Here is a 22,667-nt window from a genome sequence, read left to right as displayed (position 1 = left end):
GTTGATAGGTCAGAGGTGTAAGTGCAGCAATGTATGTAGCTTACTGATACTAATAGATCGAGGACTTGACCAATAAAAATACACTAATATATTCAGTTTTGAGAGTACAAAACTTTCAATTTAATATTTTAATACGTTTTTAAAGAATTTCAATAATAACATTTGGAGTCGGTAAAAAAGTATTACAATGACGCGGAGTGGAGCAGTTGGCAGCTCGTCGGGCTCATAACCCGAAGGTCGGAGGTTCAAGTCCTTCCTCCGCAACCATTTAAAACCAGTTTACATGGCTCCTTGGTCAAGCGGTTAAGACACCGCCCTTTCACGGCGGTAACAGGGGTTCGATTCCCCTAGGAGTCATTTTTTTTTGCGGGTGTAGCTCAATGGTAGAGTTCTGGCCTTCCAAGCCAGCTGTGAGGGTTCGATCCCCTTCACCCGCTCCATATATGTGGGAGTATAGCTCAGCTGGGAGAGCATCTGCCTTACAAGCAGGGGGTCACAGGTTCGAGCCCTGTTACTCCCACCATATAAATACAACGCGGCCTGGTAGTTCAGTTGGTTAGAATGCCAGCCTGTCACGCTGGAGGTCGAGGGTTCGAGTCCCTTCCAGGTCGCCATTAGAATTATGCGGGAATAGTTCAGTGGTAGAGCGCGACCTTGCCAAGGTCGAAGTCGCGAGTTCGAATCTCGTTTCCCGCTCCATAAAAAATAATATGGGTGCATAGCTCAGTTGGATAGAGCAACGCCCTTCTAAGGCGTGTGTCCGGGGTTCGAATCCCTGTGCGCTCACTAAAAAAACTCTACTATTAATTTGATAGTAGAGTTTTTTTGAGATGAAAATGTGATTTAAATTAACGAAATGAAAAATATAATTAAAAGTTTAAACTGTTAAATATTTAATATACTCTTAAATTTTATATTTATAACTAAATATATATTTAATGTGTTAAAATAGAGGTTAGTAACTTTGAAAAAATAGTTAACAGCATTAGGAGGAATTTAAATGTGGTCAATTAGTTTAGTTTTTAACAAATTTCTTCAGATATTATCAAAAGTAAGTATAAATGATGTTGTAGATGTACTAATAATAGCTTATATTGTTTATAAAATACTTATGTTCATAAAAGATACTCGCGCAGAGCAGTTATTTAAGGGAGTAGTAATATTGCTAGTAGCAACGCAGCTGAGTGAAATATTCAAACTTCACACTCTGTATTGGGTACTTGTTAAAATATTAGAAGTAGGTTTTATACTTCCATTTATTATTTTCCAACCAGAACTTAGAGCAGGACTAGAACATATAGGGAGAAATACTAAAATAAAAAAATTTAGTTCTCAGTCAAATTCTAGATATGAAGATGACTCAGATGGTGTAATAAATGAACTGCTAGATGCAATCTATGATCTTTCTAAAGATAAAATTGGTGCTCTAGTAGTTTTAGAAGGCGAAACAAAATTAAATGAAATTATTGTTACTGGTATAAAAATTGAAGGTGAAATAACCAAACAGTTAGTATGTAATATTTTCTCGCCAAATACACCATTACATGATGGAGCAATGATTATAAGGGACATGAAAATTAAATCAGCAGCTTGTTTTTTACCTTTAACACAGAGAAAAGATTTGAGTCAAGATTTGGGAACCAGACATAGAGCGGGTATAGGTGTAAGTGAAATTTCAGACTGCTTAACACTTATAGTATCAGAAGAAACAGGGAGTGTTTCAATTACTAAGTCAGGAAAAATATATAGAAATATTACAAGAGAAAGATTATTTAATATATTAAAAAGTTTTTATAAAAGAAAATCGGAAAACAATTTTAATTTTTTAAGAGATTTATTAAATAAATCTGATTCATAAGGTATCTCTTCTGAAGAATAAATAAAAGCAGAGGTGAATTTTAAATATGAAAAAAGATAACATTAATAATACGCAAAATGTAAAAACAAAGGTAATATCTTTGATAACTGCTTTGGCACTTTGGCTATATGTAATGGCTGTAGTAGACCCAAGTGAAAAAAAGGTGATAGAGAATATTCCGGTCAATATCACAAATGCAAATGAAATAGTAAGAGAAGGTTTTGTATTATATCCTAGTGAAAATTTAAAGACAGATATTACCGTTCAGGGTAAGTTATCCGAAGTTCAAAAGTTAAACAAAAATAATGTTCGAATAGATGCAGAATTGATTAATCCAGTAGAAGGCAAAAATATAGTAGAGCTTAAAACAAATATATCTAGTGGAGTAACAAGAGAGTTAAAAGATAGCTCTTTGGCAGTTAATTTAGAAAAATATATTACAAAAACTGTAAATGTAAAGGTAGAAACTATCGGAAGCAAAAAAAGCAAGATATCTAGTTTAAAGCAGGAAAAAAGTGAAGTTGAGATTTCAGGTGCAAGGTCTTTAGTCAATAGTGTAGCTTATGTAGGTGGAACTATTCAAGTAGATGAAGTTCCAGAACAAGGAGAATTAAAAGGCGAAGTAATGCTTTCTGCTTATAGTAAGTCAGGTAAACCAGTCAAGGTTACTGTTAAGGATAGCAAAATAAATGTAGATATTGAATTTTTGATGGAAAAGACTGTACCTGTTAAACTTGATTATGATGGAAGGTCATATAATGAGGATTCTTATATTATAAAACCAGAAAATTTGGTAATAATTGGAGATAATGAAACTTTAAAAAAAATAGAAAAAATAGATACTAAAACGATAAACGACGATGATTTAAAGAATTTAGGTCAAAAAAAGATTGAAATTGTAGTACCTAAACATATTAAAATAAAAGGTGATATAACTGAAATTGTATTAGAAAAAAAGTAGAAAATACCTGAATAGAGGGTTATTAAATGATAATACAATTTAAATAAAAAAATAACGAAATAATGTATTTCTTTTACCTTAATATATGATAGAATATTCTAAAAATTCAAAAATACATAATAAAACAATTATAATAGGGAAGTTTGCCTTATAATATTAAATTTACACTTTTTGTTAATTTAATATTTCTGTTGCAACTTCCTTATTTTAGTTATAAAATAGACTTATACAGAGATTGTTTATTAAAATATAAAAACTCGGTGGCATTTTTTATGTCTGTGACAATTGTTTTCATTATACAATATGTTGAGTCATTTTAAACTATTTGGTAGAAGTTTTAGGGGGATGAAAACGTTATACAAATAGAATTTCCTGTGACTACTAATTGATAATGAAAAAGTACTACTCTGTATATGGTATGAGAAATATATAAATTAAATAATAGTATTTTCGGGAGGTAAAAATATGGGGAAAACTTTTAAAATTCTTACAATCAACCCTGGCTCAACATCAACAAAGATAGCTGTTTATGACAACGATAAAGAAGTATTTGAAAAAACTCTTAGACATAGTTCAGATGAAATAGGTCAGTTTAAAAACATATCTGATCAATTTAATTTCAGAAAAGATGTAATTGAAAAAGAGTTAAAAGACGCAAATATAAGCCTTGGAGACCTAGATTGTATTGTAGGAAGAGGAGGTTTGTTAAAGCCAATTAAGGGAGGAACTTATAATGTTACTCCAAATATGTTGGATGATTTAAGAAAAGGCGTTTCTGGTCAGCATGCATCTAACTTAGGTGGGATAATAGCAAATGAATTTTCTAAAGAGCTGAATATACCAGCTTATATAGTGGATCCAGTAGTTGTAGATGAAATGAATGCGGTAGCTAGAATTTCTGGTCTTGCTGATGTAGAGAGAAGAAGTATTTTCCATGCCTTAAATCAAAAAGCTATTGCAAGAAGATATGCTGATGAAGTAGGAAAAAAATACGAAGATTTAAATTTAATAGTTGCTCATATGGGCGGCGGAATTTCAGTAGGAGCACATGAAAAAGGTAGTGTAGTGGATGTTGCCAATGCTTTAGATGGTGAAGGACCATTTTCACCTGAAAGAAGTGGTGGAATTCCAGTAGGAAACCTTGTAGAAATGTGCTACAGTGGAAAGTATACTATATACGATATGAAGAGTAAGATAACAGGAAAAGGTGGTTTAGTTTCATACTTAAACACTAATGATGCTAGAGAAGTTGAATCTATGATAAATGATGGCGACGAAAAAGCAGCTCTTGTTTATGATGCTATGGCTTATCAAGTAGCAAAAGAAATAGGTGCTTGTGCAGTAGCATTAAACGGAAAAGTAGATGCTATATTACTTACTGGTGGAATAGCATATTCAAAAATATTTACTGATTCTATAGTTGATAGAGTTAAGTTCCTAGCAGACGTAAAAGTTTATCCTGGAGAAGATGAAATGATAGCATTAGCTCTAGGTGGATTAAGAGTATTAAATGGGGATGAAAGTGCCCAAGACTACGACAAATAAGATATTGTTCATATATTAGCAATATAATTAGCGGCGTGGTTTTTCAGACTTTAAATATATATATAGGAAGGCAATCGAATGGATAATACAAAAAGAATTAGAATAATAACGGGCCACTATGGAAGTGGGAAAAGTGAGTTTTCTGTTAACTACGCTTTGAGTCTCAGAGAAAAAATAGAGGGTAAGTTAGCTATATCTGATCTAGATGTAGTAAATGTATATTTTAGGTCTAGGGGAAAGAAAGAATTCCTAGAAGAGAAAGGAATTCATGTTATAGCGAGTTCTGTTGATGCTCCAACTCTTGATATTCCAGCTCTTTCAGCAGAAATACACACGCCCCTATTAAATAAGGATTACAACAATATTATAGATTTAGGCGGCGATAAAGTTGGCGCTACCGTAATCGCAAGATATAGAGATATGATAGATGACGATGACTATGATATGTTTTTTGTTGTAAATGCAAACAGAGAAAAAACACAAAATGCTGAAGAGGTAATGGCATACATTGATGAGATTGAGGAAGCTTCTAAATTAAAGGTTACTGGGCTTATCAATAATACGCATATGCTCAAGGCTACTACATTAGATGATATAAGCCGAGGTCAAGAAGTTTGTAGGGAAGTATCTAAGGCTAGAAACATACCTATAAAATTCATATCTTGTCTGGCAGAAATTGCCGATCAAATTCCTTCTGATTATGAAGGAGAGGTTTTACCACTTCATCTTTATTTAAGAGATGAATGGATGATGTAGATTGTGTTTTAAATAAATAACAATTATATATTATTACAAGGAGGCAATATAATGGCTAAAGGTAGAGTGTCTTTTGATCAAAAGTACTGTAAGGGTTGCGGTCTTTGCATATCAGTATGTCCAAAAAAAATAATTGAACTTGACTTATCTAAAGTTAATTCAAAGGGATATAACCCTGCACATGTAGAAAAAATGGAAGAATGTATAGGATGCGCAAGTTGTGCAATGATGTGTCCAGATGCAGTAATCACAGTAGAAAGAGATTAATTATTAGGGGGGATTTTTAATGGCTAAGATACTAATGAAGGGTAACGAAGCATTCGGTAAGGCTGCAATGGTGGCTGGATGTAGACATTTCTTCGGATATCCAATAACTCCACAGAGTGAGTTACCAGAATATTTATCAAGAGAATTACCAGCAATAGGTGGTACATTTGTACAGGCAGAATCTGAAGTAGCAGCTATTAATATGGTATATGGTGCAGGAGGTTGTGGAGCTAGAGTTCTTACTTCATCTTCTTCACCTGGTATTGCATTAAAGCAAGAAGGTATAACTTATTGTGCGGGTGCTGAAGTTCCGTGTGTTATACTTAACGTTGTGAGAGGTGGCCCTGGTCTAGGTTCAATTCAGCCTTCTCAGTCAGATTATTTCATGACAACTAGAGGAGGAGGAGACGGTGACTATAGAACTCCAGTTTACGCTCCAGCTAGTGTACAGGAAGCTTGTGACATGATTCAAGATGCATTTGATGTAGCTGAACAATATAGAACTCCAGTATTAGTTTTACTTGATGGTATGATTGGACAGATGATGGAACCTGTTGACTTTGAAAAGGAAAGAAAACATAGAGAACTTCCTGAAAAGGATTGGGCTACTACTGGTACAAAGGGACAGAGAAAACCTAACATAATAAACTCTCTATACCTTTCTCCAGAAATACTTGAAGAACACAACTATCACTTAGAAAGAAAATATAAAGTTATAGAAGAAAACGAAGTTCAATACGAAATGGATCAGACAGAAGATGCAGAACTTGTATTTGTTGCTTACGGAACAATGGCAAGAGTTGTTAAAAACTGTGTAAACGATTTACGTGAAGAAGGATACAAGGTTGGCTTAATAAGACCTAAGACTGTTTGGCCTTACCCATACCAGGCATTTGATGAAATTCCTGCATGTAAAAACTTATTCGTAGTAGAAATGAGTTTAGGGCAGATGGTAGAAGATGTTAAATTGGGATCTAATGGTAGACACCCAGTACATTTCTATGGTAGACCAGGTGGAATGGTTCCAGAACCAAAAGAAATAATGAAGAGAGCGAAAGAAATTATGGGAGGTGTTAAGTAATGGCTGTAATTTTCGAAAAAACAACAGGATTAACTGATGCACAGACACATTACTGTCCAGGATGTACTCATGGTATAATTCATAGACTAGTTGCAGAAGTTTTAGAAGAAATGGATGCATTAGGAGATGCAGTAGGTGTAGCTCCAGTTGGTTGTTCTGTTTTAGCATATAATTACTTTAATTGTGACATGCATGAAGCTGCTCATGGTAGAGCTCCTGCAACTGCAACAGGTATTAAGAGAGTATTACCTGATCACACTGTATTTACTTATCAGGGAGACGGAGACCTTGCTTCAATTGGTACAGCAGAAATCGTGCATGCTGCTAATAGAGGTGAAAATATAACTGTTATATTTGTTAACAACACTACATACGGTATGACTGGTGGACAGATGGCTCCTACTACTCTAATAGGAGAAAAAGCCACTACTTGTCAGGGTGGTAGAGATCCGAAACTTCATGGATATCCAATTAGAATAGCTGAAATGCTATCTACTTTAACAGGTTCAACTTTTATTGAAAGAGTAAGAGTAGACACTCCAGGTGAAGTTAGAAAAGCTAAAAAAGCTATAAGAAAGGCTTTTGAAGTTCAAAAGGCTGGATTAGGATTTTCTATGGTAGAAGTATTATCAACATGTCCTACTAACTGGGGACAAACTCCTGTAAATGCTCTTCAATGGTTGAGAGATAACATGGTTCCTTATTTTCCAGTTCAGAATTTCAGAGATATAGATATTGAAGCTGCAAAGGAGGAGAAATAAATGAGTACATCTAGAGTTATTTGTGCGGGATTCGGTGGACAGGGTGTAATGTCTATGGGTCAGCTTATGACTTACGCCGGAATGATTGAAAACAAAGAAGTTTCTTGGTTACCATCATATGGACCAGAAATGCGTGGTGGTACTGCTAACTGTGCTGTTACTATATCAGATGAACCAGTTGGTTCTCCTATTATTTCAGATGATGCTACAGCTGCTATAATAATGAACTCACCTTCACTTATCAAGTTTGAAGGAGACGTAATTCCTGGTGGAGTAATACTTGTTAACAGCTCTTTAATTCACGAAAAAGTAGAAAGAGATGATGTTCAAACATATTACATAGATGCAAATGGACTATCTAATGAATTAGGTGGAACAAAATTTGCCAACATGATTATGTTAGGTGCATTCCTAGCAGTTGATAACAGTGTAAACGTTGACTCTGTACTAGAAGCTTTCAAGAAGGTTTTTGGAAAGAGAAAAGAAAAGTTTATACCAGTTAATAGACAAGCTTTAGAAGCTGGTTATAACGCTGTTATGGAACAAAAGAAAAATTAATACAAACGTATAATAAATAAAAAAGGGAGCTTATTTAAGCTCCTTTTTTTGTTGTAATGACGAATAAATAAAAAGTTAAGAAAAATTAAAGTTTTTATGATAAAATGTTATGTGAGAGTTTTTGTAAATTTTTATAAATTGTTGAAGTTTAAATTTAATTATAAGGTGGAATGAATAGATGAGAAAATATTTTGGAACTGATGGAGTTAGGGGTATAGCTAATACTGAATTAGATTGTGACCTTGCATACAAACTTGGTAGAGCTGGCGGGTATGTACTTACTAAAGGTAAGGATAGTGTAAAAGTGGTAGTTGGTAGAGATACTAGAATATCAGGAGACATGCTTGAAGCAGCGTTAATATCTGGTCTTATGTCAGTAGGATGTGATGTAATAACAGTTGGAATAATACCTACACCTGCGGTTGCATATTTGACAAGAAAATATAAAGCTGATTGTGGAGTGGTAATTTCTGCTTCTCATAATCCAGTTGAATATAATGGAATCAAATTTTTTAATAATGAAGGATTTAAATTAGATGATGATATAGAACTTGAAATTGAATCATATATAGATAACATGAGCAATATAGAAAAACACCCTATAGGGACTGATATTGGGAAAAAGATATTTGTAGATAGCGCAGAGAGAGATTATATTGACTATCTAAAATCGCATATAAACTGTAATTTATCTGGAATGAAGATTGTATTAGATGGAGCGAATGGAGCAGCTTACAGAGTCGCACCGGCGGTATTTAGAGAACTAGGAGCAGAAGTAGTAGAAATTAATTGTAATCCAGACGGAACTAATATAAATTTAAACTGCGGATCTACTCATCCAGAACTTCTTCAAAAAACTGTAGTAGAATCAAAAGCTGATATGGGAATGGCTTATGATGGTGATGCTGATAGATTAATTGCAGTTGATGAAAATGGGGACATAGTTGATGGTGATAAGATTATGGTTCTTAGTGCTATAAACATGAAAAATAAAGGGCTGTTAAAAAATGATACTTTGGTAGTTACTGTAATGAGCAATATTGGTCTTGTGATTGCAGCAAAAGAAAATGGAATAAAATTAGAAACAACTAAAGTAGGCGATAGATATGTTCTAGAAGAAATGGTTAAAAGTGGACATTGCCTAGGAGGAGAACAGTCTGGACATCTAGTATTTTTAGATTACAATACTACTGGTGATGGAACAATGTCTTCATTAGTATTGGCTTCTATATTAAAAGAAGAAAATAAAAAATTGTCTGAAGCGGCATCGGTAATGGATCAGTATCCGCAAGTTCTTGTTAACGTAAAAGTAAAAAATGAATACAAAAACTCTTATATGGATTTTGAAGAGATTGCAAATGAAATAGAGAGAATAGAATCTATAATGGATGGAATGGGAAGAGTATTGATCAGACCTTCAGGAACAGAACCACTTGTAAGAGTGATGATAGAAGGCAAGGATGAAGAACATATTTACTCTTTGGCAAATGGATTAGCAGATATAATAAACCAAAAAATTGGACTTCAATAAAAGTTTATGATAATATAGTATTCTGATATAAAAAAGTTTAATTTATTAAATAGTTTAAGCAATTGGTCAAAATAACATATTAAAAGAGGTGAAAAGCCTCTTAGCGCCAGAACTATAATTAACATGATTATAGTTGACGAGGACGAAGTTATCGAAAATTCGGCGGATGCTTCGAGGGATACCTGTTTCCGAAGAGTTTTACAAAATTTAAGAGCAATCTTAATGACAAAGAAGACTCAACAGGCGACCAATTCTAAAATAAAAATTTTAGGAGGGCACATTATGTGTGGAATAGTTGGTTACATAGGTAAGGGGAGCGCTAGCGATATAATTATCGATGGGCTTTCAAAATTAGAGTACAGAGGTTATGACTCTGCTGGAGTTGCAATTCATAATGGATTGAACATTGAAGTAGAAAAACATAAGGGAAGACTAGATGTACTTGCAAGTGAATTAGAAAAGAATCCTATTGAAGGTTCACTGGGGATAGGTCATACTAGATGGGCAACTCATGGAGAACCATCAGATGCAAACTCACATCCTCATTTAAATAATGATAAGAGTTTGGCTGTAGTGCACAATGGAATAATTGAAAATTATGTTGAGCTAAAAGAAGAATTGATAGGTGAAGGTTCTGAGTTTTTATCACAAACAGATACAGAAGTTCTACCGCACCTTATATCGAAATATAATAAAGGAAATTTATTAGATGCAGTAATGGAAGCTGTAACTCATGTAAGAGGATCTTATGCAATTGGAGTAATAAGTAAAAACTCCCCAGGAGAGCTAGTTGCAGCAAGAAAAGACTCTCCATTAATAGTTGGAGTTGGAAAAGAAGAGTTTTTTATTGCATCAGACATTCCTGCTGTATTAAAATATACTAGAGATGTAATTTTCATAGAAAATGATGAAATAATACATATAAAAGATAATAAAATAAAAATTTACGATAAAGATAAAAAAGAAGTAGAAAAAGAAATATTTAAGGTTACATGGGATATAGAAGCTGCATCAAAGGGTGGATATGATTTTTATATGGACAAAGAAATACACGAGCAGCCTACTGTAATAAAAGATACAATAGAAAGAAGATTAAATCCAGAAGGTGATATTGTTCTTGATAATATAAATATTACTAAAGAACAATTAAAAGACATAAAGAAAATATTTATAGTAGCGTGTGGTACTGCTTATCATGCAGGTGTACTTGGAAAGCATGCTATTGAAAAATTAATGAGAGTTCCGGTGATTGTCGATATAGCTTCAGAGTTTAGATATGGTGAAAATTTTGTAGATGAGAATTCGTTGGTTATCTTAGTTAGCCAGTCTGGAGAAACAGCAGATACACTTGCTGCATTGAGAAATGCAAAAGAAAAAGGTGCAAGGGTACTATCTGTTACAAATGTAGTAGGATCATCAATAGCTAGAGAATCAGACGATGTTTTTTATACTTGGGCAGGTCCTGAGATATCAGTTGCTTCTACAAAAGCTTACACTACACAAATAGTTTCGCTTTATATGATTGCACTTGATTTTGCTATAAAAGCAGGGACAATAGACAAAGAGACTTATAAAAATATAATAGATAATATGCTGAAATTACCAGAGTGTGTACAGAGCGTACTGGATAAATCAGAAAGTATAAAAGATATTGCAAAATCTATGATAAACAAAAATAATGCGTTTTACTTGGGAAGAGGAGCAGATTTCTCACTATCTCAAGAAGGTGCTTTAAAGTTAAAAGAAATATCTTATATACATGCAGAAGCATTCGCAGCTGGAGAGTTAAAGCATGGAACAATTGCTTTAATAGAAGAAGGAACTCCAGTGGTAGCCGTATCTACACAAGATACACTACTAGAAAAAATGGTTTCTAACGTACAAGAAGTAAAAGCAAGAGGTGCGTTTGTAATATCAATAGCCAAAGAAGGAAACAATTTAATTGAAGGCGTATCGGACAGGGTAATATATATACCAAAGATATCTGATTTTTTAGCACCGGTAGTAGCAGTTGTGCCAATGCAAATATTAGCATATCATGTATCAGCACTAAAAGGATTAGATGTAGATAAGCCAAGAAATCTTGCTAAATCAGTAACTGTGGAATAAAAAAATATAATAAGGAGATGCTTATAGCATCTCCTTGTTAAAAAAACACTTTTTTTTACTTTTTTGTCCTTATCTGTTGACATATTGCCCAATTAAGTATATAAAAGTATAGTAGGAGTTTGTACTCATTTATAAATTTTCTAATGAAGTGGTTAATAAAATTTATAAATGTTATAAAGTTTATAAATGAAGACAAACCAATAGCAGGCAATCCTAAGTGGGATTGATAGAGATGATAAAAATAAAATCAGTTTAAAAGTTACAGAGGAGAACAATTATGCCGAGAATAAGAGTAAAAAAGAGCGGACCATTGAAAGGGTCAATAAAAATAGATGGAGCAAAAAATGCAGTACTTCCAATAATAGCAGCAACATTATTAGCTAATGGAAAGTGTGTTTTAAATAGTGTTCCAAATTTAAGAGATGTTCATGTTATTTCAGATTTATTGAGATATCTAGGGGCAGAAATAGAATATAAGGACAATGTACTTACTGTAGATACAAGTAACATAAATACTTATGAGGCTCCTTATGAGTTAGTAAAGAAAATGAGAGCTTCTTTTTTGGTTATGGGTCCACTACTAGCTAGATTTAATCATACGAAAATTTCTATGCCAGGTGGTTGTGCAATTGGAACTAGACCAATAGATTTACACTTAAAAGGATTTAAAGCACTAGGTGCTACAATAGAAATGGATCATGGATTTGTAGAAGCTAGAACTGATTCGTTGAAAGGAAATAAATTATATTTGGATTTCCCTTCAGTAGGAGCGACTCAAAATATAATGATGGCTTCTGTTTTAGCAGAAGGTGTAACTACAATAGAAAATGCAGCTGAAGAACCTGAAATAGTTGATTTAGCTAACTTCCTAAATGAAATGGGAGCTTCTGTAAGAGGTGCAGGTACAAACACTATAAAAATAAAAGGTGTAAAAGAACTTCATGGAGCAGAGCATACAATAATACCAGATAGAGTGGAAGCCGCAACATATATGGTAGCAGCAGCGATGACAAAAGGTGATGTAGTATTAGAAAATGTTATAATTGACCATTTAAAACCAGTGATCGCAAAACTTAGAGAAGCTGATGTTACAGTAGAAGAAGGAGAAAACTCTATTAGAGTAATAGGACCAGAAGCTATAAAACCTATTGATGTAAAAACTCTACCACATCCTGGTTTTCCAACTGATGCACAGGCACAATTTATGGCTATGTTGACAGTTGCAGATGGAACAGGAGTTGTGATTGAGACTGTATTTGAAAACAGATTTATGCATGTGACTGAATTCAATAGAATGGGTGCTAATATTAAAATAGATGGGAGAAGTGCCGTTGTAAATGGTGTTAAGGAACTTGTGGGAGCAGATGTGACTGCAACTGACTTGAGAGCAGGAGCTGCACTGATTTTATGTGGATTAATAGCAGAAGGTACTACAAATGTTGGAGAGATATATCACATACAAAGAGGTTATGTTGATATCGACAAAAAATTTAGAGCTTTAGGTGGAGATGTTAGCATCGTAGAAGACTAAATAATAATAGTTTTTTGGAGGAATGTTATGGCTGGAATGGATATAGGAATAGATTTAGGTACTGCCAATGTTTTGATAGTGGCAGATGATAAAGGCGTTGTACTTAGTGAGCCTTCAGTGGTTGCTGTTGATAATAGAATACATGAAGTCATTGCTGTTGGAAACGAAGCTTATAAGATGATAGGAAGAACACCAAAAGATATAGAAGCAATAAGACCTATGATGAATGGCGTTATTTCAGATTATGATAATGCTGAAAGAATGTTAAGAGGTTTCATAGAAATGATAGGTGAAAAAAAAGGCATGGGAAAAATTGTGATGCCTAGAATTATGGTTTCAATACCTACAAATATTTCAGATATTGAAAAAAAGGCTGTAGAAGACGCTACAAAGCAAGCTGGTGCTAGAGAGGTACTTTTAATTGAAGAACCTGTTGCAGCTGCTATTGGTGCGGGAATAGATATAACAGTTCCAGGTGGTCACTTGGTAGTAGATATCGGAGGAGGAACTTCTGATGTTGCAGTGATATCTTTAGGAGGAACTGTAATTAGTAAGTCTATAAAGATTGGTGGAAGTAGATTTGACCAAGATATAATAAGATATATTAAAAGGAATTATAATGTAATTATTGGTGAAAGAACTGCTGAAAAAATTAAAAAAGATGTAGGTTGCGCTTATAGAAGACAAGAAGAAAGATTTATTAAAATTACGGGTCGTGATCTTACAAACGGTCTTCCAAAGTCAATTACAGTAAGCTCAATTGAAATAATGGATGCAATGAGCGATAGTATTAATCAAATAATAAACTTAGTGGTAAAAGTGTTACAAGACACTCCACCGGAGTTATCATCAGATATTGCTGAATCTGGAATTATGTTGACAGGTGGTGGAAGTCTGTTGTATGGAATGGATAAAAAAATATCAGAAGTAACAGGATTGAGGGTGAAATTAGCAGAGGATCCTATAAGTTGTGTTGCTTTGGGAACTGGGATTGCTCTAGGTTCAGTAGAATTATTAGAAATAGCAGGAACAGTTTAATATATATAAGTAAATTACAAAATACTATTAAATTTTAAGAGTAATCATGAAAAATATTGACTTTTTAATTTAATGGTGTTAGTATGTTATAGAAAACAATTTAATAAAATCTTGATTTACCTTATCAAGAGTGGCAGAGGGACAGGCCCTATGAAGCCCGGCAACCGAATTTTACGGTGCTAAATCCTACAAGAAATTTTCTTGAGAGATGAGGTTAGCTAATATTATATAAATAATAGCCTCTTCATTTTTATGGAGAGGTTTTTTATAATTTGACTAAATAAGGTGAAGAACAAGACGAAAGAAGTAATATATATTTTTAGAGGAGAAATTAAATTATGGAAAGACATTTATTCACGTCAGAATCGGTAACCGAAGGTCATCCAGATAAATTATGTGATCAAATATCAGATGCAATTTTGGATGAATTAATTAAAAAAGATCCTAATTCTAGAGTAGCTTGTGAAACTGTAGCTACAACAGGCTTAATTTTAGTTGCAGGAGAAATATCTACAAATGCATATGTTGATATCCCTAAAATAGTAAGAGAAACTGTGGAAGGTATAGGATATGTTAGAGGAAAATTCGGATTTGATGCAGTAAATTGTGGTGTTCTTACTGCAATAGACGAGCAATCATATGATATAGCAATAGGTGTAGATGAAGGTTTAGAAGCTAAATCTGGAGAAAAATCAGAAGACGAACTAGAAAATGTAGGTGCAGGAGATCAAGGTATAATGTTTGGTTTTGCGTGCAATGAAACGCCTGAGCTAATGCCATTACCTATTTCTTTGGCGCATAAATTATCTAGAAAGTTGACAGAAGTTAGAAAGTCTGGGGAATTAGAATACTTAAGACCGGATGGAAAGACTCAAGTAACTGTTGAATATGAAGGAGATAAACCTGTCAGAGTACATACAGTATTAATATCTGCGCAACATGATGTAAATGTTGAAAATGAACAGATCAGAAAAGACTTGATAGAAAAAGTAATAAAGGCAACTATTCCAGCAGAATTGTTAGATGATGAAACTTTATTCTATATCAATCCAACAGGTAGATTTGTTGTAGGAGGACCTCATGGAGATACTGGTCTTACTGGAAGAAAGATAATAATAGATACTTATGGTGGATACTCTAGACATGGTGGTGGGGCTTTTTCAGGAAAGGATCCAACAAAAGTAGACAGATCTGCTTGTTATGCAGCTAGATACGTTGCAAAAAATATTGTAGCGGCAGGTTTGGCAGATAAATGCGAAATAGAATTATCTTACGCAATAGGAGTTGCAAGACCGCTTTCTATTTTGGTTGATACATTTGGAACTGGGAAACTATCAAATGAAAAACTAGTGGAAATAGTAAAAGAAAACTTTGATTTAAGACCAGGAGCTATAATAAAAAACCTTGATCTTAGAAGACCTATATATAAGCAAACTGCAGCTTATGGACACTTTGGAAGAACAGATATTGATCTACCATGGGAAAGATTGGATAAAGTTGAAAAGCTAAAAACTTATTTATAGATTAAATATTTATACATAAACCATGATATTTGGGGTTAAAATTAAATGATAACAAGTAAAAAGCTCAGCTATTAGCTGAGCTTTTTTTGTTTGTCATATGCTATTAAAATAAATATTTATATATATTATGCACTTAGTTTTTCACTATCACGTTTTTTAATATTTTTATATCCAATTAATAGTAATGGGATAATTATAAATATCCAGTTAAATATTCCTAGGAATTTGTAAGCTACTTGAACAACCCACATTAGACCTTGAAGAGAAACCAAATAACATGCAAGCAGTGCTATTACAGATATTATTGTTTTTCTTAGTATTGGACTTTTCATATTTGTCAATACATATGGATTTAATCTTTCTACTAATCCAAATATAAATCCTACAGCAGTAGTTATTAGTGCTAGGAATAAAAGTATAGGATAAAGAATAGCTAATATAGGAATATCTAGGTGATTTACTATAAATATTGTAGGGAGCTGTCTTGCTGCTTCATTTGTATATATTTCAGGCATGCCTGCGAATATAAGTAGGCAAATACCCATAAGCATGAATAAATTTAAAAACATTCCCAACGTCATAGCACCCTTTGCTTCTTCCTTATGTATAGCACCCTTAAAAGATGACGCGACTCCACCAATTGCACTAATTTGAAAACCAGCGTATGTAAGAGCCCATAGAAAAGCATTTCCAATGTTTCCAGGGATAGTTCCTTTTGCATCACCTAATACTGACCATTTAGTAGCGTTTGGATTTACATATCCCTCTGACATTAGCTTTCCTATTTGAGGGGCAAATTTAATAACTCCTGCAACTAAAACTATTGATAAGATTAAAATAATTCCAATAGTCATAATAACTGCATTTTTTCTAACAACCTTTTCTCCGAATACACAGAGAAGAGTGACTATTACAAGCATCAATATCGAACCGAATACAACCGGTAAATTCAAATATTGATTAGCCAAAAGTCCTCCAGTTGCCAAAGTGGCAGCAGTCGCTGATATTGTAGTGACTACAATACTGACATCCATACCTAGCCTTAATACAAATGATAGTTTGCTAGGTGTTTTATCATAAGCTTCTTTTGACCATGCGCTGTAGTTCCACTTATCGGTTTGTCGAGCAGTTTCAAGTCCAACATAATAAGTAACGGCTATAATTACAAAAGAAATAATAGGCATAAACACTCCAAACCAACCGTGGTTTGCAAAATACTGAAGTTCTTGAGTTCCAGATGCAAATCCTGCTCCACAGTGAGTAGAGAACCAAACGGTTGCGGTCCCGACACTTACACCAGTGAGATATTTGTTACTTTTTTTCATGGTAAAATCCTCCTTATTAAGATAGTTTTTCATGGATAAAAAATAATCCATTTATTGCATTATAACATAAAAGATATAAAAATCTATAAAATAACAAATAAAAAGTATACAATATTCAAACTACAGAAAAAATTAAAGACAATTTGGATTTATAGGAATATAAAAAAATATAAATAAACCTAAAAACCTTTTAAATAAACAGTTACGTTAAAAAAATTGTATTAAATTTTTGATAAAATTATCTTTGAAATTGTATAAAACTATGTTATATTATTAATAAGTATTCGCTCAATATTGAATATTCGAGCAATTTATCTTATAAACATTTTTTTAAAACTAGGGAGGCTTTGATATGAAGGGATTTGCAATGCTAGAAGTTGGTAAGGTTGGTTGGATAGAAAAAGATAAACCAGTGTGTGGACCTTTAGATGCTATAGTAAAGCCTATAGCTCTTGCTCCTTGTACATCAGATGTACATACTGTATGGGAAGGTGCAGTTGGAGAAAGACATGACATGATTTTAGGTCATGAGTGTTGTGGAGAAGTTGTTGAAGTCGGTGAACTTGTAAAAGATTTTAAACCGGGCGATAGAGTTTTAGTTCCTGCAATAACACCAGACTGGAATTCTCTTGAAGCTCAAGGTGGATATTCAATGCATTCTGGAGGTATGCTAGCAGGATGGAAATTCTCTAACTTTAAAGACGGAGTATTTGGAGAATATTTCCATGTAAATGATCCTGATGGAAATATAGCTTTGCTACCTAAAGAAATAGAACCTGAAGAAGCTTGTATGCTTTCAGATATGGTACCTACAGGATTCCATGGTGCAGAATTAGCAGATGTTCAATTTGGAGACGAAGTACTTGTAATCGGTATAGGACCAGTTGGTTTGATGTCAGTAGCAGGTGCGAATCTTAGAGGTGCTTCAAGAATATTCGCAGTTGGAAGTAGACCTGTGTGTGTAGAAGCTGCAAAGTTCTATGGAGCAACTGATTTTGTAAACTATAAAAATGGACCTATTGCAAAGCAGGTACTAGAAATGACTGGTGGAGCAGGAGTAGACAAAGTAATAATTGCTGGTGGAACAGTAGATACTTTTGCAGAAGCAGTAGAATGCTTAAAGCCAGGTGGTAAAATTGGTAACGTGAACTATCTAGGCTCAGGTGATAATGTAAAAATACCAAGAGTTGAATGGGGCGTTGGAATGGGGCACAAGCAAATACAAGGAGGTCTTATGCCAGGTGGAAGACTTAGAATGGAAAAATTGGCTAAACTTGTAGTATGCGGAAAGCTTGACTTATCTAAGCTTATAACTCATAGATTCGAAGGTTTTGAACACGTAGAAGATGCGTTATTCCTAATGAAAGACAAACCTGTAGATTTAATAAAACCAGTAGTTAGAGTAAATAAGTAGAATAAATGAGCAAATTTGTTTAACATTTCAAAAAAATAAAAATTAATAAGTGTATAAAATTAAGAATACAAAAGGATATAGGTTTTACAATAGAGTAAATCCTATATCCTTTTTTTGTATATATTTTAAAATTTAATGGAATCAATTATTTTTACGAAACATATTGGCTTGTGATATAATTGTGATATTGAAATAGATGAATATTGATAGGATATTTAAAAATTGAATTTAAAATAGGGGTGTATTTAATGAAAATATTAGTTGTATCAGGTTTTTTAGGAGCTGGAAAGACGACATTTATTGAGAATTTGATTAAAAAAGAAAATCGTGACATAGTAGTACTGGAAAATGAATACGGAGAAGTAGGAATAGATGGTGACTTATTGAAAAAAGAAGATATTAATATATGGGAGATGACAGAAGGATGTATTTGTTGTTCTATGGAGTCTAATTTTGCAAATTCTGTTCTAACTATATCAAATACAGTATCTCCGGAATTTTTAATAGTAGAACCTACAGGAGTTGGTTATCTTAGTTCAGTGATGAATAATATCAAAAAAGTTGAATATGACAGAATAAATATACTAGAACCTATTACTATAGTAGATGCTACGAGTGTAGATAGATATTTAGAAGAATTTAGAGATATATTTATAGATCAGATAGAAAATTCAAGAAGAATAGTAATATCAAAGGTATCTGCAGTAGATAAAGAAAAAATAATAGAAATTAAATCATTAATACATAATATAAATGAAAAAGCACAAATTTTTAGTGAAGAATATGAAATATATGATGATATTTGGTGGGAATCTATTTTAGATCAAATGTGGAACGGCAGCAATTTACAGATAAAGGAAGATAAAAATTCGCTAGGAATAGAAAATATTGGATTTACAGGGCTTGAGTTCGATGATTTAAATAAATTTCAAGAATATATGAGTGCTGTAATGCGAGGTAGATTTGGAAACGTAGTAAGGGCAAAGGGATTTCTTCCTATTAATGGTGTATGGGCAAAGATAGACATAGTAGATAAAACATATACTTTAGTAGAGAGTGAAGTTATGTCTGAATCAAAATTGATATTAATTGGTAAAAATTTAAAGAAAGAGGAATTAAAAATACTTTTCGGTAATAAAAATAAAAAATGACTATAAAGCACTAGGAGGCAATTTTATGGAAAAATTTGAGGGAACTGTAGTTGATATTATCTACTCGAATGATTCAAATGGATACACAGTAGCAAGATTAAAAATTGAAGATGATAAGGAAATCATAACTGGATGTATGCCTGGTATTGCCTCAGGAGAAAACATTGAAGTAGAAGGAAGTTGGAATATACATGAAACATATGGAAGACAATTCAATGTAGAGTCATACAGGGTAGTAATGCCGTCAAGTATTAGCGGGATATTGTCTTTTTTATCTTCTGGTGTAATAACAGGTGTTGGTGAAAAAATGGCAAAAAAAATAACTGACAAATTTGGAATACAAACACTTGATATAATACAGAACTCACCTGAAGAATTGCTGAAAATAGACGGAATAGGACCAAAAAAATTAAAACCTATAATAGAAAGCTATAACGAAAATATGGGTGTTAAAAATGTAATAGTAGCATTATCCCCATTTGGAGTAAGTCCAAAACTTAGCATGAAAATATACAAAAAATATGGAATGAGATCAGTTGATGTAGTCAGGAGTAATCCATATCAATTAATTGATGATGTAGTTGGAATAGGTTTTAAGTTGGCAGATGAAATAGCCATGAACTCTGGAATTGAAAAAGACTCTAAATATAGAATAGAACAAGGTGTAATGCATGTATTAAAGAATGCTATAAATAGTGGACACACTTTTTTACCAGAGGAGATAGTTGAAAAAGAAGCGGTAAATCTACTTGGAGTTGATATGAATTTTATTGATGAAAGTATATATGAGCTTGCAATAGAAAGAAAAATTATTATAGAAAAATATGGAGATGTAAATATTATTTACTTGGCAAGATATCATAGGGCAGAAGTCGATGTATGCACAAATATTATAAAACTTTGTGGGTCACAGCATAGAGATGTAATGATTGATATTGAAAGAGAACTTGAAGAATTTCAAGAAAATGAAAATATATTTTTAGCAAATGCTCAGAAACAAGCGGTTAGAGCTGCTTTTGAAAATGGAATGATGGTACTTACTGGAGGTCCAGGAACGGGAAAGACGACTACTATCAACACCATAATTAATCTTTTTAAAATAAATAACAAAAAAGTTCTTCTAGCTGCTCCAACAGGTAGAGCTGCCAAGAGAATGAGTGAAACAACAGGCGAGGAATCAAAGACAATACATAGACTGCTTGAAATGGCTTTTGATGCGGATGATAGAGTTATTTTTGTCAAAAATGAAGAAGAGAAAATAGAAACAGATGTAATAATAGTAGACGAGGCATCTATGATTGATATTTTCCTAATGGATAGTTTATTAAAAGCAATAGATCTAAATACTAGGTTGATACTTGTCGGTGATGCAGATCAGCTGCCTTCAGTAGGGGCTGGAAATACCTTAAGAGATATAATTTCATCAGGTGTTGTAACTACAATTGAATTGACAGAGATATTTAGGCAAGCTCAAGAAAGTGATATAGTCGTAAATGCCCACAGAATAAATAAAGGATTAGATGTTGTGGCTAATCAAAAAAACAGTGACTTTTTCTTTATAAATAGAGATAGTGAAGAAGGTATTGTAAACGAAATAAAAAGTTTAGTTGATGGAAGGTTATCATCATTTTATAAGATAGATTCTCTGAAAGATGTACAGGTATTATCACCTATGAGAAAAGGTGGAGTAGGAGTGCAAAACTTAAATACAGAACTTCAAAAAGTTTTAAATCCGCATAAAAATGACAGACAAGAAGTAGAATTTATGAAAAGAGTTTTTAGAGTAGGCGACAAAGTGATGCAAATTAAAAACAATTACTCCAAAAAATGGGAAGATGAAAAAAGCAGTGAAGTAGGAGAAGGTGTTTATAATGGGGATATAGGATATGTATATCATATAGATAAGATGAATAAATCAATGTATTTGCTTTTTGATGAACATAAAATATTTAAATACAAGTATGACGAGTTAGATGAAGTTGAGCACTGTTTTTGTACAACTGTTCATAAAAGTCAGGGAAGTGAGTTTCCAGTAGTGATAATGCCTATGTACTGGGGGCCTCCGATGCTTTTGAGTAGAAACTTACTGTATACAGCCGTAACTAGAGCAAAGAAATTAGTTGTAATAGTAGGAATGAAAAAGTATTTAGACTACATGATTTCTAATAATCAAAACAATGATAGGTACTCGAATTTAGGATATAAATTGAGTACATTTAAAATAAATAATATTATTGAATAGATAATATTATTTAACAGATAAGACTCTGAATAAAATAATATCATTAATCGAATAATATAGTTGGAATGAATGTATTATTTAGATAAGATCTGCCTTATATATGTGAATCTTAGGAGGCATACTTTGAATATAAGTGATTTTTTAAAAATTATAATGGAAATTGTATACCCGCAAAATTTGAATTGCATATTTTGTGATATGCCCATCGATAAAAAGAATAAGTATTCTATTTGTAAAAGCTGTTATGAAAAACTGATAATAATAAAAAATTCATGTCCAAAATGTGGCAAGCCAAGTATAAACTTAAATTTAGATGAGGATTTGGAAATTGAAAGTTGTGGTTTTTGTAAAAATAAAAGATTCTTATTTGATAAAAATATTTCCTTTATAGAGTATGATGAGTTTTCAAAGAAATTTGTGTTTGGTTTGAAATATTCAATGAAAACTTATCTATCAAGAATAATTGCAGATATAATGGCGGATATTATCCAAAAAAATTATAAAGAATTGATATACGATTGTGATTGCATAACATTTGTACCTTTGAGTGAAAAAAGAGAAAAAGAAAGAGGATTTAATCAGTCAGAAAAGATTGCAAAATATCTTTCAAAAAAACTAGAAAAAGAAGTCTATAAATTGATTCTTAGAAAAAGAGATACAAAAAAACTGTCTAAACTAGATATGAGAGATAGAAAAAAAGAATTAAGGGATGCTTTTGTTATAAATGAAAATTTTAATGAAAAAATAGCGGATAAAAGCATAATACTAGTTGATGATATTTTTACTACAGGTGCTACAGTGAATGAAATTACATATAAATTAAAGTTAAAAGGGGCAAAAAATGTTATAGTATTGACTTTTTTAACAGGAAAATACATAAAGAATGTTGACAATTAAATAATATAAATATAAAATTATAGAGGTGTTTAGGTTTGTGATTGAAAATCCAAGCCAGTCGCGGGCAAAAGGATCCACGTAAGCGACTTCTAAAAATAGAAGAGTGAGCATGGCGCGGC

General features: G+C 32.8%; 18 protein-coding genes, 7 tRNA genes and 1 riboswitch. Of the genes, 24 read left to right on the top strand and 1 reads right to left on the bottom strand.

The genetic code is table 11. The features are described from left to right. Positions 1–191 precede the first annotated feature (191 nt). The 20 genes from C0982_RS08045 (at position 192) to metK (ending at position 15,519) form a co-directional block, all read left to right on the top strand. A tRNA-Met gene (locus C0982_RS08045) sits at positions 192–267 on the top strand. An 18-nt stretch (positions 268–285) separates the two neighbouring features. Next, positions 286–357, top strand: a tRNA-Glu gene (locus C0982_RS08040). A 9-nt stretch (positions 358–366) separates the two neighbouring features. Continuing rightward, positions 367–440 (top strand) — tRNA-Gly (locus C0982_RS08035). A 7-nt stretch (positions 441–447) separates the two neighbouring features. Then, positions 448–523, top strand: a tRNA-Val gene (locus tag C0982_RS08030). Positions 524–537: 14 nt separating this feature from the next. Further along, positions 538–614, top strand: a tRNA-Asp gene (locus C0982_RS08025). A 10-nt stretch (positions 615–624) separates the two neighbouring features. Continuing rightward, positions 625–699: transfer RNA gene (locus C0982_RS08020), tRNA-Gly, on the top strand. A 13-nt stretch (positions 700–712) separates the two neighbouring features. Continuing rightward, positions 713–786, top strand: a tRNA-Arg gene (locus tag C0982_RS08015). A 214-nt stretch (positions 787–1,000) separates the two neighbouring features. Then, positions 1,001–1,858 carry a diadenylate cyclase CdaA gene (gene cdaA, locus C0982_RS08010; protein WP_101773715.1) on the top strand — a complete coding sequence of 286 codons (858 nt, stop codon included), beginning with the start codon at positions 1,001–1,003 and terminating at the stop codon, positions 1,856–1,858. Positions 1,859–1,904: 46 nt separating this feature from the next. Next, entirely contained in the window at positions 1,905–2,819 is a 915-nt protein-coding gene (locus tag C0982_RS08005; RefSeq protein ID WP_101773714.1) for a CdaR family protein, read from the top strand. Positions 2,820–3,284: 465 nt separating this feature from the next. Continuing rightward, positions 3,285–4,364, top strand: a complete 1,080-nt coding sequence (gene buk / locus C0982_RS08000; protein ID WP_101773713.1) for a butyrate kinase — start codon at positions 3,285–3,287, stop codon at positions 4,362–4,364. Positions 4,365–4,442: 78 nt separating this feature from the next. After that, positions 4,443–5,120: an ATP-binding protein gene (locus C0982_RS07995; RefSeq protein ID WP_101773712.1), complete on the top strand. Its 678-nt coding sequence runs from the start codon at positions 4,443–4,445 to the stop codon at positions 5,118–5,120. A 51-nt stretch (positions 5,121–5,171) separates the two neighbouring features. Next, positions 5,172–5,387 carry a 4Fe-4S dicluster domain-containing protein gene (locus C0982_RS07990; RefSeq protein ID WP_180946914.1) on the top strand — a complete coding sequence of 72 codons (216 nt, stop codon included), beginning with the start codon at positions 5,172–5,174 and terminating at the stop codon, positions 5,385–5,387. A 19-nt stretch (positions 5,388–5,406) separates the two neighbouring features. Beyond that, positions 5,407–6,468 carry a 3-methyl-2-oxobutanoate dehydrogenase subunit VorB gene (locus C0982_RS07985; protein WP_101773710.1) on the top strand — a complete coding sequence of 354 codons (1,062 nt, stop codon included), beginning with the start codon at positions 5,407–5,409 and terminating at the stop codon, positions 6,466–6,468. Further along, a complete protein-coding gene (locus C0982_RS07980; RefSeq protein WP_101773709.1) occupies positions 6,468–7,229 on the top strand; it encodes a thiamine pyrophosphate-dependent enzyme in 762 nt (253 codons plus the stop codon). The genes C0982_RS07985 and C0982_RS07980 overlap by 1 nt, the downstream gene beginning before the upstream one ends. Then, positions 7,230–7,787, top strand: coding sequence for a 2-oxoacid:acceptor oxidoreductase family protein (locus tag C0982_RS07975; RefSeq protein ID WP_101773708.1), 558 nt, complete (start codon positions 7,230–7,232; stop codon positions 7,785–7,787). Between the two features lie 178 nt (positions 7,788–7,965). Further along, complete coding sequence (gene glmM, locus C0982_RS07970) at positions 7,966–9,318, top strand: phosphoglucosamine mutase (protein WP_101773707.1); 1,353 nt, start codon at positions 7,966–7,968, stop codon at positions 9,316–9,318. Between the two features lie 282 nt (positions 9,319–9,600). After that, a complete protein-coding gene (gene glmS / locus C0982_RS07965) occupies positions 9,601–11,427 on the top strand; it encodes a glutamine--fructose-6-phosphate transaminase (isomerizing) (RefSeq protein ID WP_101773706.1) in 1,827 nt (608 codons plus the stop codon). A gap of 277 nt (positions 11,428–11,704) precedes the next feature. After that, the gene (gene murA, locus C0982_RS07960; protein ID WP_101773705.1) at positions 11,705–12,958 is read left to right on the top strand and encodes a UDP-N-acetylglucosamine 1-carboxyvinyltransferase; all 1,254 of its coding nucleotides are present in this window, start codon (positions 11,705–11,707) and stop codon (positions 12,956–12,958) included. 27 nt (positions 12,959–12,985) lie between these two features. After that, positions 12,986–13,996: a rod shape-determining protein gene (gene mreB / locus C0982_RS07955; RefSeq protein WP_101773704.1), complete on the top strand. Its 1,011-nt coding sequence runs from the start codon at positions 12,986–12,988 to the stop codon at positions 13,994–13,996. A 118-nt stretch (positions 13,997–14,114) separates the two neighbouring features. Beyond that, positions 14,115–14,211: riboswitch (SAM riboswitch) on the top strand. Positions 14,212–14,334: 123 nt separating this feature from the next. After that, a complete protein-coding gene (gene metK, locus C0982_RS07950; RefSeq protein WP_101773703.1) occupies positions 14,335–15,519 on the top strand; it encodes a methionine adenosyltransferase in 1,185 nt (394 codons plus the stop codon). Between the two features lie 125 nt (positions 15,520–15,644). Here metK and C0982_RS07945 read toward each other — a convergent pair whose 3' ends face one another. Continuing rightward, positions 15,645–16,844, bottom strand: a complete 1,200-nt coding sequence (locus tag C0982_RS07945; protein WP_101773702.1) for a YkvI family membrane protein — start codon at positions 16,842–16,844, stop codon at positions 15,645–15,647. 352 nt (positions 16,845–17,196) lie between these two features. On the opposite strand from C0982_RS07945, the gene C0982_RS07940 reads away from it, so the two are divergent. The 4 genes from C0982_RS07940 to C0982_RS07925 all read left to right on the top strand — a co-directional run bounded on the left by C0982_RS07940 (position 17,197) and on the right by C0982_RS07925 (position 22,548). After that, complete coding sequence (locus C0982_RS07940; protein ID WP_101773701.1) at positions 17,197–18,258, top strand: NAD(P)-dependent alcohol dehydrogenase; 1,062 nt, start codon at positions 17,197–17,199, stop codon at positions 18,256–18,258. A 248-nt stretch (positions 18,259–18,506) separates the two neighbouring features. Continuing rightward, entirely contained in the window at positions 18,507–19,409 is a 903-nt protein-coding gene (locus C0982_RS07935; RefSeq protein ID WP_101773700.1) for a CobW family GTP-binding protein, read from the top strand. Between the two features lie 25 nt (positions 19,410–19,434). Then, on the top strand, positions 19,435–21,651 hold the full coding sequence (gene recD2, locus C0982_RS07930; RefSeq protein WP_101773699.1) for an SF1B family DNA helicase RecD2: 2,217 nt from the start codon (positions 19,435–19,437) through the stop codon (positions 21,649–21,651). A gap of 123 nt (positions 21,652–21,774) precedes the next feature. Further along, positions 21,775–22,548 (top strand): ComF family protein, encoded by a 774-nt coding sequence (locus tag C0982_RS07925; protein WP_242961538.1) that lies wholly within the window; start codon positions 21,775–21,777, stop codon positions 22,546–22,548. The last annotated feature ends 119 nt before the right edge of the window (positions 22,549–22,667 follow it).

The organism is Peptostreptococcus faecalis, from assembly GCF_900240845.1.
Classification (GTDB): domain Bacteria; phylum Bacillota; class Clostridia; order Peptostreptococcales; family Peptostreptococcaceae; genus Peptostreptococcus; species Peptostreptococcus faecalis.
Note: the sequence above shows the minus strand (reverse complement) of the source record. Positions and strands in the feature narration are given on the sequence as shown.

What these genes read in the sequence shown, in the direction of transcription:
- cdaA (WP_101773715.1), top strand. Translation starts at nt 1,001, where the DNA reads ATGTGGTCAATTAGTTTAGTTTTTAACAAATTTCTTCAGATATTATCA.
- C0982_RS08005 (WP_101773714.1), top strand. Translation starts at nt 1,905, where the DNA reads ATGAAAAAAGATAACATTAATAATACGCAAAATGTAAAAACAAAGGTA.
- buk (WP_101773713.1), top strand. Translation starts at nt 3,285, where the DNA reads ATGGGGAAAACTTTTAAAATTCTTACAATCAACCCTGGCTCAACATCA.
- C0982_RS07995 (WP_101773712.1), top strand. Translation starts at nt 4,443, where the DNA reads ATGGATAATACAAAAAGAATTAGAATAATAACGGGCCACTATGGAAGT.
- C0982_RS07990 (WP_180946914.1), top strand. Translation starts at nt 5,172, where the DNA reads ATGGCTAAAGGTAGAGTGTCTTTTGATCAAAAGTACTGTAAGGGTTGC.
- C0982_RS07985 (WP_101773710.1), top strand. Translation starts at nt 5,407, where the DNA reads ATGGCTAAGATACTAATGAAGGGTAACGAAGCATTCGGTAAGGCTGCA.
- C0982_RS07980 (WP_101773709.1), top strand. Translation starts at nt 6,468, where the DNA reads ATGGCTGTAATTTTCGAAAAAACAACAGGATTAACTGATGCACAGACA.
- C0982_RS07975 (WP_101773708.1), top strand. Translation starts at nt 7,230, where the DNA reads ATGAGTACATCTAGAGTTATTTGTGCGGGATTCGGTGGACAGGGTGTA.
- glmM (WP_101773707.1), top strand. Translation starts at nt 7,966, where the DNA reads ATGAGAAAATATTTTGGAACTGATGGAGTTAGGGGTATAGCTAATACT.
- glmS (WP_101773706.1), top strand. Translation starts at nt 9,601, where the DNA reads ATGTGTGGAATAGTTGGTTACATAGGTAAGGGGAGCGCTAGCGATATA.
- murA (WP_101773705.1), top strand. Translation starts at nt 11,705, where the DNA reads ATGCCGAGAATAAGAGTAAAAAAGAGCGGACCATTGAAAGGGTCAATA.
- mreB (WP_101773704.1), top strand. Translation starts at nt 12,986, where the DNA reads ATGGCTGGAATGGATATAGGAATAGATTTAGGTACTGCCAATGTTTTG.
- metK (WP_101773703.1), top strand. Translation starts at nt 14,335, where the DNA reads ATGGAAAGACATTTATTCACGTCAGAATCGGTAACCGAAGGTCATCCA.
- C0982_RS07945 (WP_101773702.1), bottom strand. Translation starts at nt 16,844, where the DNA reads ATGAAAAAAAGTAACAAATATCTCACTGGTGTAAGTGTCGGGACCGCA.
- C0982_RS07940 (WP_101773701.1), top strand. Translation starts at nt 17,197, where the DNA reads ATGAAGGGATTTGCAATGCTAGAAGTTGGTAAGGTTGGTTGGATAGAA.
- C0982_RS07935 (WP_101773700.1), top strand. Translation starts at nt 18,507, where the DNA reads ATGAAAATATTAGTTGTATCAGGTTTTTTAGGAGCTGGAAAGACGACA.
- recD2 (WP_101773699.1), top strand. Translation starts at nt 19,435, where the DNA reads ATGGAAAAATTTGAGGGAACTGTAGTTGATATTATCTACTCGAATGAT.